The organism is Rhodococcus sp. 27YEA15 (assembly GCF_049739425.1).
GTDB lineage: Bacteria > Actinomycetota > Actinomycetes > Mycobacteriales > Mycobacteriaceae > Rhodococcus_F.
The window spans coordinates 4,628,565-4,643,868 of sequence record NZ_JBMHHW010000001.1; the positions used below are offsets into that span (position 1 = coordinate 4,628,565).

Sequence of the window (15,304 nt, forward strand, 5' to 3'; positions counted from 1 at the left end):
CGCATACCTCTATGCTGCAAACCGTCTGTACTTCAAACCTTCTGTGCCGCTAGTGCGTCGCGCGTTTTGCCAACGCTCCCAAAAAATCCCGGTTGAGTTGAGCTATGTCGTCGAGCGGAATCCCTTTGGGACAGGACGCAGTGCACTCTCCGATGTTGGTGCACCCGCCGAACCCCTCGGCATCGTGTTGTTCGATCATGCCGATCACTCGAGAGTCACGTTCGGGTTGGCCTTGTGGCAGCAATCCGAGGTGTGTGATCTTCGCGGCGGTGAACAGCATTCCCGAACCGTTGGGGCATGCGGCGACGCAAGCGCCGCATCCGATACATGTTGCGGATTCGAATGCGCGATCGGCATCGCCCTTGGGCACTGGAAGGTTGTTCGCTTCCGGGGCAGAACCCGTTGACACACTGACAAATCCGCCGGCTTGGATGATACGGTCGAACGCGGATCGATCGACTACGAGGTCCTTCACGACGGGAAAGGCACCTGCACGCCACGGCTCGATGTCGATGACGGCGCCGTCCTCGAAGCTACGCATGTGCAACTGGCACGTCGTGGTGGTCTCCGGCCCGTGGGCTTGCCCATTGATCACCACGCCGCACATCCCGCAAATGCCTTCACGGCAGTCGTGGTCGAAGGCGATGGGGTCGTCACCGTCGAGGGTGAGTTGTTCGTTGAGTACATCCAGCATTTCGAGAAACGACATGTGCTCGCTGACGTTTTCGACGCCGTAGGTGACCATCGAGCCTTTGCTGTCGGCGTTCTTCTGACGCCACACCCTCACGGTGATGTTCATTTGTAGCTCCTGGCTTTCATCTCGACGTACTCGTATTTCAACGGCTCTCGATGCAGAATGGGTGTGGCGCCGGCGAACTCCCACGCCGCGACGTATGCGAAGTGCTCGTCGTCGCGCAGGGCCTCGCCGTCAGCGGTCTGACTTTCCACGCGGAAGTGCCCACCGCACGACTCGGCGCGATGCAATGCGTCGATGCACATGAGTTCGGCGAGTTCGAAGAAGTCGGCTACTCGCCCTGCTCGCTCGAGGGTTTGATTGAGCTCTTCGTTGACGCCGGTGACTTTGACGTTGTTCCAAAAATCTTCTCGCAGTGAACGTATGAGGTAGATGGCTTCGGTCAACCCGTCCGCACTGCGTTCCATGCCGCAGTGCTCCCACATGATGTGCCCGAGTTCCTTGTGGAACGAGTCGACGGTGCGGGTGCCGTCGATCGCCAAGAACAACGCGATCCTTTCCTGCACGGCCCGCTTCGCCGCTGTCACAGCGGGATGGTCGTCGTCGATTTTCGCGAACGGTGAGGCTGCCAGGTAGTCGGCAATCGTGTTGGGAAGTATGAAATAGCCGTCGGCCAATCCCTGCATCAGTGCCGACGCGCCGAGTCGGTTCGCGCCTTGGTCGGAGAAGTTGGCCTCGCCGGTGACGAAGAGTCCCGGCACGTTGCTCTGCAGATCGTAGTCCACCCACAAGCCGCCCATCGTGTAGTGGACTGCTGGGTAGATGCGCATCGGTGTCTCGTAGGGGTTTTCGCCGGTGATCTGCGCGTACATGTCGAAGAGGTTGCCGTACTTCTCCTCCACCGCGGCGCGCCCCAGACGGCTGACGGCGTCGGCGAAATCCAGGTACACGCCCAACCCGCCAGGCCCTACTCCCCGACCGTCGTCACACTGATTCTTCGCCGCGCGGGACGCGATGTCCCTGGGTACTAGGTTTCCGAATGCGGGATAGATGCGTTCGAGGTAGTAGTCGCGCTCGTTCTCGGGGATCTGATCGGCTGGGCGATCGTCGCCGGCTTTCTGTGGAACCCAGATCCGTCCGTCGTTTCTCAACGATTCGGACATCAACGTCAGCTTCGACTGATAGTCGCCGGAGACCGGAATGCACGTCGGATGAATCTGTGTGTAACAAGGGTTTCCGAAATAGGCTCCCTTCCGGTGTGCGCGCCATGTCGCGGTGGCATTGCACCCCATCGCGTTGGTCGAGAGGAAGTAGACGTTGCCGTAACCCCCGGTGGCGAGGACCACGGCATCAGCGGTGTGAGTTTCTATCTCTCCGGTGACCATGTCTCGCACCACGATTCCACGGGCTCGCCCGTCCACCAGGACAAGATCGAGCATCTCGTGGCGCGTGTGCACCTCGACGGTTCCGGCGGCAACCTGTCGCTCCAGTGCTTGGTAGGCACCGATCAGGAGCTGCTGACCGGTCTGACCGCGAGCGTAGAACGTTCGCGATACCTGAACGCCGCCGAAGGACCGGTTGTCGAGCAGTCCGCCGTATTCGCGGGCGAACGGAACGCCTTGGGCTACAAACTGATCGATGATGTCCACGGAGACCTCCGCCAGTCGATACGAATTGGATTCACGGGAGCGGAAGTCACCTCCCTTGACCGTGTCGTAGAACAACCGGTACACACTGTCGCCGTCGTTGCGATAATTCTTGGCGCCGTTGATACCACCTTGCGCTGCAATGGAATGCGCACGACGCGGACTGTCCTGGTAACAAAAGCTCGAGACGTGGTAACCTGCCTCGCCCAGTGTCGCGGCAGCCGATGCACCGGCCAGTCCGGTACCAACCACGATGACCTCGATTTTGCGACGGTTGGCCGGGTTCACCAGCTTCGCACTGAATTTACGATCGGCCCAACGGCTGTCGATCGGACCGGACGGAGCCTTGATGTCGCAGATGTCTTCTCCGACAGAATGGAATTGCTCGGATATGTTTACGGTCACGTCAGTCTCCTAGGCCGAAGAACAGGATCGCGGTCGGTGGGGCCAGGAATCCGATCGTGATGATTGCAGCGAGCGCGATGGCCAAACCGGTCCACCGTGACGCCTTGCGGGTGGGGGAAAAGTTTTGACCGAGCGTCGTCAGCGCGCTCCAGAAGCCATGTGCCAGATGAAATCCGACCGCAATCATGGCGACGACGTACACCAGCCACACGACGGGTTGGCCGTCGAAGCTGTTGTGCAGTTTGCCGTACGGCGTGTCGGCCGAGCCGCCGGGGTGGATGGTGTTGGTCGTCAGGTTCAGGATGTGGAAGACGATGAACAGCGCGATCGTGAGGCCGCCCCACCTCATGGTGAACGACGCGTAGCTGCGCTGCCTACCGCGCTTGTGCTGTTTGGTCTGATAGCGGGTGTTGCCCACGTACCCGGCGGCTCGCCTGTTCCGCCGCCACAGTGTGATCGCCGCGTACGCATGCAGGATGACGGCGACGACGAGAACAGCACGGACCACCCAGAGGAGACCTTCGTACGGCAGGAACGGCAGGCCGAAGGTTCGCAGATGGTGGGCGTACTCGTTGAAGGCATCCGCTCCGGCGAACGCCTTGAGATTGCCGTACATGTGCAGGATCAGGTATCCCACCATGATCAGTCCCGACACCGCCATTGCACTTTTGAGGGCAACGGTCGAGGTGATGACCGAGGCGCTCTTCGTCGATCGGGTAGTTGCCACGCGGCTACAGTAGGACCACTCTACGATTCTGGCTAAGTCCTTCTGAGGCAACACTTCATGCCCAACGGCTATGAAAGGTGCGGTTCATGCAGATCAACCAGCTGACCTACTTCGTGGCGGTGGCGAGGACTCGCCACTTCACGCAAGCCGCCGAACAGACCGGAGTGTCACAGCCCACTTTGTCCAAACAGATTCGGGTTCTGGAAAATTCGTTCGGTACGCCACTGTTCGTCCGCGAGCGCGGGGCGATCGAACTCACCAGTGCCGGCGAGGCGCTGCTTCCCCACGCCCAACGCATCGTCCTCGAGGCCGAGAACGCCGTCCGCTCCGTCCACGAGGTCGCTATGCTGCGCCGAGGACGCGTCAGACTAGGGGCGACTCCGTCACTGTGCGAAAGTCTTCTGCCCGAAGCGCTGAACCTCTTTCACCGGAAGTATCCCGACGTCGAACTCGAAATTCACGAGGCCGGTTCGGGTGTTCTCACCCAGGAACTCGTCCTGGGCCGACTGGACATCGCACTGGTGATCGAACCTTTCCATGACGCCGCCTCCGAACTCGAATCGACCCGACTGATGACCGAAAGCCTGGTTCTCGCCAGTCCCGTCGAGTCCGCGATGCCGGACGCCATGAGTGTCGCGGACCTACGCGAGGTACCACTCGTCATGTTCCGAGAGGGCTACGACCTGCGTGACGTGACGATCCGCGCCTGCGCGGACGCCGGGTTCGCGCCGCTCCTCGCCATCGAAGGCGGAGAAATGAGCGCGGTGCTGCGTTTCGTCGAGAGCGGCCTGGGCTGCGCGATCGTCCCGAGTATGGTGCTCGGCACCCGGCCCCAATTGCTGGCAACTCGGCTCACTGACCCCGCCCTCGATCGCACCATCGCGATAGCTCACCGGGGCCCGACGCCACTCACCCTCGCGGCCCAGACGTTCAAGGCCGATCTTCTCCGGTATCTGACGACGCACAGACATACCCTTCGGGGGGTTTCGGTCACGAGTCCGACAATGTGACAGCCGGTGCGTGCTGCGTACACGCCCGTCGCTTCGAGCCACTACCCGACCTTCGGAAGCAAAAAAGCTCCCCACCTGCGTGAACAGATGGGGAGCTTTGGCGGTGGCGGAGGGATTTGAACCCTCGGACGGGGGTTACCCGTCACACGCTTTCGAGGCGTGCTCCTTAGGCCGCTCGGACACGCCACCGTTGGTGACTTTACCGGATGCACTGCCCAAGGCTGAAATCGCCAGGTGAAGGACTGTTTAGGTGAGCTTGTCCTTGAGGTCGGATGCGGCGTCCTTGATCTTCTCGCCGGCACCCTTCACAGCCGATTTGACCTGGTCGGCCTTACCTTCGTTTTCGAGGTCCTGATCTCCGGTAGCGCCGCCAACAGCTTCCTTGGCCTTGCCCCCGAGCTCGTCGGCCTTGTTCTGAGCCTTGTCTGCGATTCCCATGAGTTCTCCTCCGTGAACGCGAGCGGACAACCGATCGGCAGTCCGCCGATACCGTGGTGGCATCTGGCTCCACACTGCCTGTAGTTCGCAATTCCTGCCACCCTTTCGCAGAACCGCTGCGCCCGGAAATATCTGGCTTGCCCCGAACCGTCGGCCCCGAAGTGCAGCATAAGCCCAGTTCAGAGGCTTTCGCGAAGTGCCGCTTCGGTACGGCACACAGCCCTGCTCCTTTTCCGCAGCGTCGATTCGAATTCAAAACCCAGATTCGCGGTACAGACGTATACAGTTCGATACAGGCTGATCGAAACTCTTGTTCACCGGATACTGCACCCGTAATTTTTTCTGTGGATCGACACAGACGCCGACTCCTTCCACCGGACAATCAGGACCGGCGGCGACAACCCTGAGGAGGATGGGATGACGGATCAGCCGACGAGCAGTAGGTGGCCGGACCCCTACGTCACCGAGGCATTGGCTCGCGTTCGGGAAGACAAGCCGTTGACGTTCGGGCTCACCAACTACATCGCGGCTCCACTGAGCGCCAACACCCTGCTCGCAGTCGGCGCCTCGCCTGCTATCGGTGGCATTCCGGACGGGGCTGCTCATTTCGCCACCATCGCCGGCGGTGTATGGATAAACCTGGCAGCGCTGATCAGCGACTCCCCTCAGCTGCTTCTCGACACCGCAGCCGCCGCGGATGCGGCAGGCACACCGTGGGTGCTCGATCCGGTGACGGTCGGTGCGGGTATCACTTCCACCGACCAACTCGCGGCAAAGCTGGTCGATCTCCGCCCCGCCGTCGTACGCGGCAATGCCAGCGAAGTCGTCGCCCTCGCAGGCGGTGACGGCGGCACGAAGGGCGTCGACTCAACGATCTCCTCGGAAGCTGCGGTGCCCTACGCGAAGTCTTTGGCGACACGCACCGGCGGCGTCGTGGCGGTCAGCGGCCCCACCGACTACCTCACCGACGGCAAAACCGTGATCGCTGTTCCCGGCGGGCATCGACACCTGACGCTGGTCACTGGTGCCGGATGTAGCCTCGGCGGACTGGTGGCTGCTTTCGCGGCCGTCAATCCCGACCGCCTCCAAGCTGCGACGGCAGCGCACGCGACACTTGCCGTCGCGGCCGAACGTGCCGCAGCGACAACTCGCGGAACCGGTTCTTTTGCTGTCGCGTTGGTAGACGAGCTGTCCGTGCTCGGCCTAGATCAGTGAGCACGACCCTCACACCTCCTTCGCGCACGAGCCGGGCACGCACGCGCCGCCTTCCGTTCTGGGTGTCGTGGACAAGCACGATCGCGATCGTCGGGTTCTGGTGGGCAAGTACCACATTCGGTCTCGTGAATACTCGCGCACTACCAGGTCCGGACAAAGTGATCGAGGCTGGATGGAACCTGACGAAGTCCGGTGTCCTCGGCGACGCCGTGATCGTGAGCTTGGGGCGAGTGCTCGCAGGCGTCGCCATCGGAGCAGTTCTGGGAGTGAGCCTCGGACTCTTCAGCGGCTACTTCACCTGGGGTGAGGCCGCTGTGGACAAACCACTGCAAATGCTACGTGCTATTCCCTTCAATGCTTTGACACCACTGTTCATCATCGCTTTCGGCGTCGACGAGACCATGAAGATACTGCTGATCGGTGTCGGCGTGCTGGTTCCGATCTACCTCAATACCTTTGCCGGTGTCCGCGGGGTGGATCGCAAGCTGGTGGAAGTAGGTACCGTCTATCGCATTCCGAAGTTCTTGATCACCACCCGGATTCTGTTCCTGGGCGCTCTGCCGTCCGTGTTCACCGGTCTGCGGTTCTCACTCGCCATCGCCTGGATCGCGCTGGTCACCAGCGAAACAGTCAACGCAAGTTCAGGAATCGGGTTCATCCTCGCGCAAGCACAACGCTTCGTCCGCACCGATCAGGTGGTGCTGTGCATCGCGATCTACGCCTTCCTCGGCATCTTCACCGACTGGATAGTGCGCCTGCTCGAACGCCGCTTCCTGCGTTGGCGCGGTGCATACCAAGGTCGATAACGACTCCCCCTCTTTGCATTCCCCTCGAACTACATCTGGAAAGAAGACATGAAGAAGTCCCGTTTCGTCATTGCCCTCGCGGCAATCGCCACCATCGCCGCCGGCACCGTCGGTTGCAGCACCAACTCCGACGACGACAACGGCTCGGTGCAATTCCGTTCGGCATTCTTGCCGACCGCGAACTACCTCACCACCGTCCGCACTACTGGGATCCTCGAAGACGAGCTGGGCAAGGTCGGCGCCACCGTCAAGCACATCGGGCCCCTCGATCCGATGGACGCCTACAACACCGTCACCTCCGGTAACGCCGACGCATCGTCGACGGGAACCGGGTATTTCGTCAACCTTGCTGCCAATCAAGGCGATTGGGTCGCATTCGCCCTCGAAAAGTACAGCGGCAACAGCCAGGGGATCGTGGCAGCGCCGGGCAGCGGCATCAATTCTCTGGCCGATCTGTACGGCAAGAAGGTCGGCATCGACAGCCCCGGTGCCACCGGCGACTATCTCGTCCACCAAGCGTTCAAAACTGCGGGCCTCGACATCTCGAAGGTAGAACTCGTCTCCCTCGCACAGAGCGACTTCGCTGCAGCATTCACCAGCGGCCGGATCGACGCGCTCGCGTCGTTCGACCAGAACTTCGCCAATGCGATTGCCACTCCAGGCTCCAAGGTTCTCGTGACCGGCGACCAGATCGGCTCGTACAACTGGTCCATCCACATCGCCAGTCGCGACTTCGCCGAGAAGCACCCCGAAGAGCTTGCCGCCGTGTACCGTGGGCTGGTTCGCGAATCCGAACGTGCACAAGCTGATCCGTCCGTCATTACCGACGCGTACCGAGAGTTCGGTGCCGGCGAAGACATCGTCAAGGTTGTCGCCGGATTCTCCACCCCGCAGATCCTCCCGCTCGACGCCGCCGCGGTGACCGACCTGAACGCACTGGCATCGCAGTACGTCGACTTCGGATTCATCGACAAGGCACCCGACATGGGCAACTACGTCGTCGATCTCGCCAAGTAGTATCGATGAGCGCGATCCGACTGAATTCCGTGACAAAGGATTTCGGCGACAACCGAGTTCTCGACTCGCTGTCGTTGGATATCGCTGCCGGCGAGTTCATCGCCTTGGTCGGGCGATCCGGCTCCGGCAAGTCGACGATCCTGAGGATCATCGCCGGGTTGGAGGAAGCGTCGGCGGGTCAGGTGACCGCCGGTGACAAACTGGCGGTTGCCTTCCAGGAATCGAGGCTGATGCCCTGGCTCTCGGTGCGCAGCAACGTCGGTTTCGGCCTGCCGAGATCAGGCCGTGCGGAAATCGTCGAACAGGCACTGACCGAAGTGGGGCTCTCCGACAAGGCCGAACAGTGGCCATTGACACTCTCGGGTGGTCAGGCGCAGCGCGCATCACTGGCTCGCGCCCTGGTACGCCGGCCGGAAATCCTGCTGCTCGACGAACCGTTCGGCGCATTGGACGCACTCACCAGGCTGGAAATGCAGAATCTGGTCGGACGCTTGTGGCGCGAACACGGCTGGACTGTCGTGATGGTCACCCATGACGTCGAGGAGGCCGTCCGACTGGCCGATCGGGTGGTGGTGCTCGCCGACGGCGCGATCGCCGACGACGTGACGGTTCCCGGCAGTGGCCCGCGCAGCACATCCGATGTTGCCCGGACCGGGCTACCCGATCGGCTACTGGCCGCACTCGGCATACACACAACTGTTTGATCTGCGTGACCGCAATACTCAGAGCCACTCACCACTTTTGATCTACTCCAAGACAGATCGACTCGAAGGTAAGGGATTCGACATGGCAATCTCCTCGTCCGCCGACGACGGCCGGATGCGACTGGCCGCGTTCATGAACGCCGGCCCCGGTGGCGTCGGCGGCTGGCGTCATCCGCTGGCCGAGCCCGGCTGGTTCTCGATGTCGTACTACCAGAACATCGGCCGAATCCTCGAGGCCGGGCGTTTCGATCTGGTGTTCTTCGCCGACAGCCTGTCCGTGCCGCGCAGCCTCGGTGACAGTGTCGCCGACAACGTCCGGTACGGCGTCGGCGTTCCCCGCCTCGATCCGATACCGGTGATCACCCTGATTGCTGCCGCAACCGAGCATCTCGGGCTGGCCGCCACGTCCTCCACCGGATTTCAGCAACCGTTCAACACTGCTCGTACGTTCGCCAGTCTCGATCACCTGACCGAAGGCCGCGCGGCCTGGAATGTGGTGACGAGTTTCCAGGACGCCGAAGCCCGCAATTTCGGTCTGGATCGATTGCCGCCGCGCGAGGTCCGATATGCCAAAGCCGAAGAATTCCTCCAGGTCACGGCCAAACTGTGGGACAGTTGGGCCGACGACGCCCTGGTTCTGGACAAGGACACGGCTCACTTCGCCCGCCCGGAACGCGTGTCCGCGATCAACCACGCGGGTGAACATTTCCGCGTCCAAGGCCCGTCCGGAGTGCCGCGCAGCCCACAGGGCTATCCCGTCATCATCCAGGCCGGATCGTCTCCGGCGGGCCGCGACGTCGCGGCGCGATGGGCTGACGTGATTTTCTGTAGCCACGAATCCATCGAATCTGCAATAGATTTCCGTGCCGACGTACGTCGACGCGCTGCCGCACACGGCCGCGATCCCGACCACGTGAAGATTCTGCCTGCCGTCACCCCGATCGTCGGAACCACCGCCGAGCACGCCAACGAGCGCCGCGAGGAGTTCGAGGACCTGGTCCCGGCCGAAGCCGGCCTGTCCCGCCTGGCCTACCACCTCGACGTCGACCTGTCTCAGTACGAACTGGACGAACCCCTACCTCCGCTGGACGTGCAGGGCGTCGACGGCCACTATCGAGAAGTAGTGGAAGTTGCTGCCCGCGAAGGTTTCACCGTCCGTCAGTTGGGAAAATGGTACGGAGCACGTACCGAGGGCAATCTGGTGGGCACCACCACGCAGATCGCCGACCGCATGGAGGAGTGGTTCACCCGGGGCGCAGCCGACGGTTTCACGGTGTGCCCCACCCACACACCGGTCGCGTTCGAGGATTTCACCGCCAACGTGGTACCCGAACTCCAGCGGCGTGGACTCTTCCGCGAGGAATACGAGGGGCGCACGCTGCGCGAGAACCTCGGTGTACCCAGACCTGAAGTGGGTCAGTGGAATCGGCGGGCGATCCGATCCTCGTGACCGCCGGAAAGTCTCCTCTGGTAGACGCGGCGTGGCTGCGTGAGCACGGCGCCGATCCGTCACTGATCGTCTTCGACGCAACTGTGTCCAAGACCGCCGACGGCGAGTATGTCAGCGGAAGAACGTCATTCGCCGAGAACGGACATATTCCCGGGAGCCGACATGCCGATCTGATCGCGGATTTCTCGGATCCGGATGCGCCCACCCCGTTCATGCGTCCTCGACCGCAGGCACTCGAAGCAGTAGCCCGCACCCACGGGATCGGTTCGCACTCGACTGTCGTCGCGTACGACTGTCGCGGCGGAGCGTGGGCAGCACGGCTGTGGTGGCTGCTGCGTGCGTACGGACACGACGATGTCCGCGTCCTCGACGGCGGCCTGCAGTCGTGGATCGCTGCCGGTGGTGAGATGGAGTTCGACGATCCGGCTCCCGCGGCGGTGGGCGACTTCCGCACCGAAGTCCGCGGCGGGTACTTCGTCGACACCGCCGAAGTACGCGCGTTGACCGAGAGCAGCCTGCTGGTATGCGGCCTGGGACGGGAAGTGTTCGACGGGCGAGAGCCGGTCGCCGGACGTCGCGGTCACATCCCCGGCAGCGTGAACGTGCCCTACCTCGAACTACTCGACGCGCAGGGCCGCGTGGACCCCGACCGTGTACGCGCGAGGTTCGGCCCACTCACGCAGCATCGCCAACTCACACAGCATCGCCCGGTCGTCGGTTACTGCGGAGGCGGGATCAACGCCGCCGGACTCGCTCTGGCACTGTCCGTGGCAGGATTTACCGACGTACAGGTCTACGACGGGTCATTGTCCGAGTGGAATGCCGATCCGCGCAATCCACTCCGGTACGGCGATACGCAGATCACAGTCCGACCGGACTGAGAAGAGGAAAGGACGACAGTGCCGCGTCAAGCCGACCACAACGAGGCAGGTCCCCCCGACGACGGCGGTGGGGTGTACGAACGATTGCGTTCGGACCTGACTCACGGAGCGTTCGAGCTGGGCGCTCAGCTTTCCGAAGCGACCCTCACCGCCCGTTACGGCGTCTCGCGCACTCCGATCCGGGAGGCGCTGGCGCGACTCGACCAGGATGCACTCGTCGAGCGCGGACCACGCGGTTACCAGGTGCGCCTCGGCGGCCCGGCGGACATCCTGGAGATCTACGAAGCCAGGATCGCGCTGGAAGGCGTTGCCGCCGCCGATGCAGCAGAACGGCGCACCGAGTTGGAGCTCGCGCGGCTGTACAAGATTCACGAGCAGATGTGCACGTCACCGGAGCCGAGCGTCATCTTGGACATGAACTCCCGTTTCCATCAGGAACTCTGGGCCGCAGCTCACAACAACACCATTTCGACACTGCTCCAACGGTTGTCCGCACAGCTGCGCCTGTTCGATCGAGGCAATCGCGGCCTCGACGATCTGGACGTCACGCGCGCCGAGCACGAGAGCATCCTCGAAGCAGTCGCCACCCGCGATGCCGCTGCGGCCTACGCCGCAGCGACCTCCCACCTGGCTCGGACCCGCGAAGAGCGGATCAACCACTTCGCCCGGACCGGTCTCGAGCCTTAACCCAGCAATCGGGTGCGTAGCCGGCGCACCACGGACTCGTCGAGACCCGCTGCGTACAGCGGGTCCAACGGGCTCTGCCCGCGGGCGTCGAAGATCTCGAGCATGGTCACCATGGTGGCGGGGACGGCGCCCATCAGCGCGTTGGTGGCCGGGGTACCGTACTCCTCTTCCGACGCCGCAGCCGACCCCAGCGTGTGTCGCATCCGGGCGATGATCGCGTCGAGGTTCGCTTCGGTTGCCGAGTAGTCGGAGACGATCCGTTCCGGATCCGCACCGACGCACGACAGCAGCATGGCAGCAAGGATTCCGGTGCGATCCTTGCCGGCGGCACAGTGAAATGCGGTGGCCCCGTCACTGATCGCGATGATGTTGAGGCACAAGACCAATCGAGACGCGGCGCTCTCGACCACCTCGACGTACCAGGCACCTACCTGCTGCGGCGTGAGCGCCCCGAAATGACCGGCGAGGTGCGCAGGTGACGCCGCGGACTCCAGAAGCGGTACGTGGTGATATGTCAGATCCAGCGCCGCGAGGGGGCCCCGTCCGGTCTGCGACACCTCCGCGTGCGAACGCAGGTCGATCACGGTCCGCAGACCCCCAGCTACCAGACCTGCCGCGAATCCCTGACTCATCGATGACAGGTCGTCACTGCGCAACGCGACGCCGGTGCGTACCGGACCGAGAGGACTGTCGAAGCCGCCGATGTCCCTCAGATTGACGGGATCCGGAGAAACGTCGACTCGAACTGGATCGGACACGAAGTCAGTCATGGGGGGGCCTGTTCGTCGAAGTGGTTGTCGCACATGCGCGCCGGTTGTTTCATGTTCTCACGAAATATCGGTATACAGAATTCCACATCCAGTTCGGGCTGGTCAGCCGCGCTGCCTGCGAAAGAATTCTTCCAGCAGCCCCGCACACTCCACTTCGAGGACACCTGCTCGAACCTGCGGCCGGTGCGTCGACCGCTGATCGCGAACGACGTCCCACAGGGAGCCGACCGCGCCGGTCTTCGGTTCCCAAGCCCCGAACACGACGCGGGACACCCTCGCCGACACCAGGGCACCCGCACACATCGTGCACGGTTCCAGTGTCACGGCGAGCGTCGCACCATCGAGCCGCCACCCGTCACCGTAAACCTTCGCCGCGGCGCGCAGAGCCAGAATTTCCGCGTGCGCAGTCGGGTCCGACAGTGCTTCCCTCGCGTTGGCGGCCCGAGCGATTTCCGTGCCGTCCGCATCGAAGACCACGGCGCCCACCGGGACGTCGGCCGCCGACGCGGACTGCGCGGCCTCGATCGCCACACGGATCATTCGTCGATCGCCGGCGAGCGACATCTAGCGAGGAAGCGTGTCGAGCACTGCCGCCAACTCTCCGGAGAAGCCCAACCGCTGGGCGATCATGCCCAGTTGCTCGTCCGGGTACAGATCCGTTTCGGCGGAAATCACGGCAAGCACCGGCTCCGGCAGTCCCAGGTCCGACAGGATCGACAAATCACCCTCTTCCCAGGGTTCGATGTCGTCGAGGTCGTCCGGATCGATGTCGGGGATCTCGACGTGCAATGCGTCGAGGACGTCGGCGGCAATGTCGTAGTCGACAGCCGCGGTAGCGTCGGAAAGCAGCAACTGGGTTCCCGACGGCGCCGGTCGCAGAATCACGAAGAACTCGTCGTCGACATCGAGCAACCCGAAGACCGCACCGGAACTCCGCAGCTCACGCAGGGCATTCTCGGCAGCCGACAACGACGTCAACGCGTCGGAGTCCAAGGACTTGACCGTCCACCGGCCTTCTTCCCTCACCACTGCCACGGCGAAGCCTTCGAGGTCGTTCGACTGGCCGGACTGGTTCGTGTTCGACTTGTTCGGCTGATTCGAGGAGGCGCTCTTGTTACCCGCGCGCTGTGCACCCATGTCGCAACGGTAGCCCGGCCGGTGCCGTCGAGTGAAGTCCGTGCCTCGATATGCCACCCTGATGCAGTGTCAGCTTCAGAGTCCTCACCCCCCGTCTGTGTCCTCGGCCTCGGTTTGATCGGCGGTTCACTGCTACGCGCAGCAGCCGCAGCCGGACGCCAAGCCTTCGGCTACAACCGCTCGAACGAGTCCGCCGACGCAGCCCGGACGGACGGGTACGACGCCGACACCGACCTCACCGCCGTCCTGAACCGGGCCCGCGACACCGGCGCGATCATCGTGGTCGCGGTCCCCATGCCCGCTGTCGAGGCAACGCTGACGAAGATCGCCGAGCATGCTCCAGGCAACCCGATCACCGATGTGGTCAGCGTCAAGGGCGAGGTACGCGACGCCGTCGCACGCGCCGGGCTGAGCAGCAGATTCGTCGGCGGACATCCGATGACAGGCACGTCCGCGTCCGGTTGGTCCGTAGGCGAGGCCTCTCTGTTCACCGACGCAGTGTGGGTGGTCGCGACCGACGACGGCGTCGATGCAGCCGTGTGGTCACAGGTGACGCGGTTGGCTCTGGACTGCGGATCCGTGGTGGTTCCGGCCGAGTCGTCGGAACACGATCGTGCCGTTGCCCGAATCTCGCATCTGCCGCATCTGCTGGCGGAAACCCTCGCGATCACCGGTGCCGCGGGCGGCGATCTGGCCCTCGGCCTGGCTGCGGGATCGTTCCGCGACGGCACTCGCGTGGCCGGCAGCGCGCCCGCACTCGTACGGGCGATGTGCGAAGGAAACCGTGACGCACTACTCGACTCCCTCGACGAAGCCCTCCGCCTACTGCAGGACGCTCGCACCGATCTGTTCGAAAACAGTTCGACGGCGACACTCGTCGACGCCGGCCATGCGGCCAGGCGCGCGTACGACAACCATCAGCGGTGGGACATCACCGACGTGTCAGTCGGCGCGGACGGATGGATCGAGCGGATGCGCGACGCCGGTCGACGCGGCGGCGTCATCCGAAACCCCGAACTCTAGATCCGCTTCGCCAGACCGGGATAGTCCAGGACGAAACCGTCCTCGTCCACGGCGAGAGTGGAACTCGACGCGGGCGAGATCACACTGATTCCGTCGGCACTGCTGCTGTAGACGACGGTGGCACCTTCGACGCGAAGGTCCAGCAGGTTGACGTACGCCACGGGGACCTCGGCGTCGTTGCTGCCCTTCTGCAACTCGGCGCGGCGGATCGGCAGCGTGTTGAAGAACGGACTGAGGATCACGTCCACGTCCAGCGCCCCGTCGAAGGCGGACCGCTGGTGGTTGGCACCGTTGTCCACCATCCAGGTTCCTTCTTCGTCCCGGCTGATGGACATCTGACGTTCACCGGCAGCGATGGCAGTGCGGATGGACAGGCGCCTGGTGACGCCCGCCTCGTCTGTGACCAGGTCGTACGACGCACTGAATGCGGGATGCTCGCTGCAGGCCCCGCCGATGATCCGGCCGGAGGCCTTGATGCGATTGCCGTTCAGCTGCACGCGCACCGACTCCATACGCGGAGCTCCGTGGGCCTGCCAGGTCAGTACCGCGGGCCAGGTCGCGTCGCCGGAAGGTTCGATGGTCACCGGTCCACGGTAATGGACGATCGGATGCGGAGCACCGCTGGTTCGGATTATTGTGCCCAACCCGATCCAAATAACGTTCGGATAGCCCGATAATGGACATACACCCCATC

17 protein-coding genes and 1 tRNA gene are annotated in these 15,304 nt (G+C 63.2%); 9 read left to right on the forward strand and 9 right to left on the reverse strand.

Features of this window, described 5'->3' with window-relative positions:
- Positions 1-49: 49 nt before the first annotated feature.
- Genes ABH922_RS21660 through ABH922_RS21670 form a run of 3 tightly spaced genes read right to left on the reverse strand, consistent with a single transcriptional unit; the run spans position 50 to position 3,472 of the window.
- Entirely contained in the window at positions 50-799 is a 750-nt protein-coding gene (locus ABH922_RS21660; protein WP_424808873.1) for a succinate dehydrogenase/fumarate reductase iron-sulfur subunit, read from the reverse strand.
- Positions 796-2,745, reverse strand: coding sequence for a fumarate reductase/succinate dehydrogenase flavoprotein subunit (locus tag ABH922_RS21665; RefSeq protein WP_424808874.1), 1,950 nt, complete (start codon positions 2,743-2,745; stop codon positions 796-798). Before ABH922_RS21665 ends, ABH922_RS21660 begins: the two co-directional genes overlap by 4 nt.
- 1 nt (position 2,746) lies before the next feature.
- On the reverse strand, positions 2,747-3,472 hold the full coding sequence (locus tag ABH922_RS21670; RefSeq protein ID WP_424808875.1) for a succinate dehydrogenase cytochrome b subunit: 726 nt from the start codon (positions 3,470-3,472) through the stop codon (positions 2,747-2,749).
- An 86-nt stretch (positions 3,473-3,558) separates the two neighbouring features.
- On the opposite strand from ABH922_RS21670, the gene ABH922_RS21675 reads away from it, so the two are divergent.
- Positions 3,559-4,482: a LysR family transcriptional regulator gene (locus ABH922_RS21675; RefSeq protein WP_424808876.1), complete on the forward strand. Its 924-nt coding sequence runs from the start codon at positions 3,559-3,561 to the stop codon at positions 4,480-4,482.
- A gap of 98 nt (positions 4,483-4,580) precedes the next feature.
- Here the strand turns inward: ABH922_RS21675 and ABH922_RS21680 are convergent.
- Together ABH922_RS21680 and ABH922_RS21685 are read right to left on the reverse strand one after the other, a co-directional pair.
- A tRNA-Ser gene (locus ABH922_RS21680) sits at positions 4,581-4,671 on the reverse strand.
- 57 nt (positions 4,672-4,728) lie between these two features.
- A complete protein-coding gene (locus tag ABH922_RS21685; RefSeq protein WP_424808877.1) occupies positions 4,729-4,920 on the reverse strand; it encodes a CsbD family protein in 192 nt (63 codons plus the stop codon).
- A 417-nt stretch (positions 4,921-5,337) separates the two neighbouring features.
- Between ABH922_RS21685 and thiM the strand changes: the two genes are divergently transcribed.
- The 7 genes from thiM to ABH922_RS21720 all read left to right on the forward strand — a co-directional run bounded on the left by thiM (position 5,338) and on the right by ABH922_RS21720 (position 11,680).
- Complete coding sequence (thiM, locus tag ABH922_RS21690) at positions 5,338-6,135, forward strand: hydroxyethylthiazole kinase (RefSeq protein ID WP_424808878.1); 798 nt, start codon at positions 5,338-5,340, stop codon at positions 6,133-6,135.
- 125 nt (positions 6,136-6,260) lie between these two features.
- Positions 6,261-6,941, forward strand: a complete 681-nt coding sequence (locus tag ABH922_RS21695) for an ABC transporter permease subunit (RefSeq protein ID WP_424808879.1) — start codon at positions 6,261-6,263, stop codon at positions 6,939-6,941.
- Positions 6,942-6,989: 48 nt separating this feature from the next.
- A complete protein-coding gene (locus tag ABH922_RS21700; RefSeq protein ID WP_424808880.1) occupies positions 6,990-7,958 on the forward strand; it encodes an ABC transporter substrate-binding protein in 969 nt (322 codons plus the stop codon).
- Positions 7,959-7,963: 5 nt separating this feature from the next.
- The gene (locus ABH922_RS21705; RefSeq protein ID WP_424808881.1) at positions 7,964-8,662 is read left to right on the forward strand and encodes an ABC transporter ATP-binding protein; all 699 of its coding nucleotides are present in this window, start codon (positions 7,964-7,966) and stop codon (positions 8,660-8,662) included.
- Positions 8,663-8,744: 82 nt separating this feature from the next.
- Positions 8,745-10,112, forward strand: coding sequence for an LLM class flavin-dependent oxidoreductase (locus ABH922_RS21710; RefSeq protein WP_424808882.1), 1,368 nt, complete (start codon positions 8,745-8,747; stop codon positions 10,110-10,112).
- A complete protein-coding gene (locus ABH922_RS21715; protein WP_424808883.1) occupies positions 10,082-10,993 on the forward strand; it encodes a sulfurtransferase in 912 nt (303 codons plus the stop codon). The genes ABH922_RS21710 and ABH922_RS21715 overlap by 31 nt, the downstream gene beginning before the upstream one ends.
- Before the next feature lie 18 nt (positions 10,994-11,011).
- Positions 11,012-11,680 carry a GntR family transcriptional regulator gene (locus ABH922_RS21720; protein ID WP_424808884.1) on the forward strand — a complete coding sequence of 223 codons (669 nt, stop codon included), beginning with the start codon at positions 11,012-11,014 and terminating at the stop codon, positions 11,678-11,680.
- Here ABH922_RS21720 and ABH922_RS21725 read toward each other — a convergent pair.
- The 3 genes from ABH922_RS21725 to ABH922_RS21735 all read right to left on the reverse strand — a co-directional run bounded on the left by ABH922_RS21725 (position 11,677) and on the right by ABH922_RS21735 (position 13,587).
- On the reverse strand, positions 11,677-12,450 hold the full coding sequence (locus tag ABH922_RS21725) for a tyrosine-protein phosphatase (RefSeq protein ID WP_424808885.1): 774 nt from the start codon (positions 12,448-12,450) through the stop codon (positions 11,677-11,679). The genes ABH922_RS21720 and ABH922_RS21725 overlap by 4 nt on opposite strands.
- Before the next feature lie 102 nt (positions 12,451-12,552).
- Positions 12,553-13,014 (reverse strand): nucleoside deaminase, encoded by a 462-nt coding sequence (locus tag ABH922_RS21730; protein ID WP_424808886.1) that lies wholly within the window; start codon positions 13,012-13,014, stop codon positions 12,553-12,555.
- A complete protein-coding gene (locus ABH922_RS21735; protein ID WP_424808887.1) occupies positions 13,015-13,587 on the reverse strand; it encodes a tRNA adenosine deaminase-associated protein in 573 nt (190 codons plus the stop codon).
- 48 nt (positions 13,588-13,635) lie between these two features.
- On the opposite strand from ABH922_RS21735, the gene ABH922_RS21740 reads away from it, so the two are divergent.
- Positions 13,636-14,610, forward strand: a complete 975-nt coding sequence (locus ABH922_RS21740) for a prephenate dehydrogenase (protein WP_424809755.1) — start codon at positions 13,636-13,638, stop codon at positions 14,608-14,610.
- On the opposite strand, the gene ABH922_RS21745 is transcribed toward ABH922_RS21740, so the two are convergent.
- The gene (locus tag ABH922_RS21745; RefSeq protein WP_424808888.1) at positions 14,607-15,194 is read right to left on the reverse strand and encodes a putative glycolipid-binding domain-containing protein; all 588 of its coding nucleotides are present in this window, start codon (positions 15,192-15,194) and stop codon (positions 14,607-14,609) included. The two genes, ABH922_RS21740 and ABH922_RS21745, sit on opposite strands and share 4 nt — an antisense overlap.
- Between the last annotated feature and the right edge of the window lie 110 nt (positions 15,195-15,304).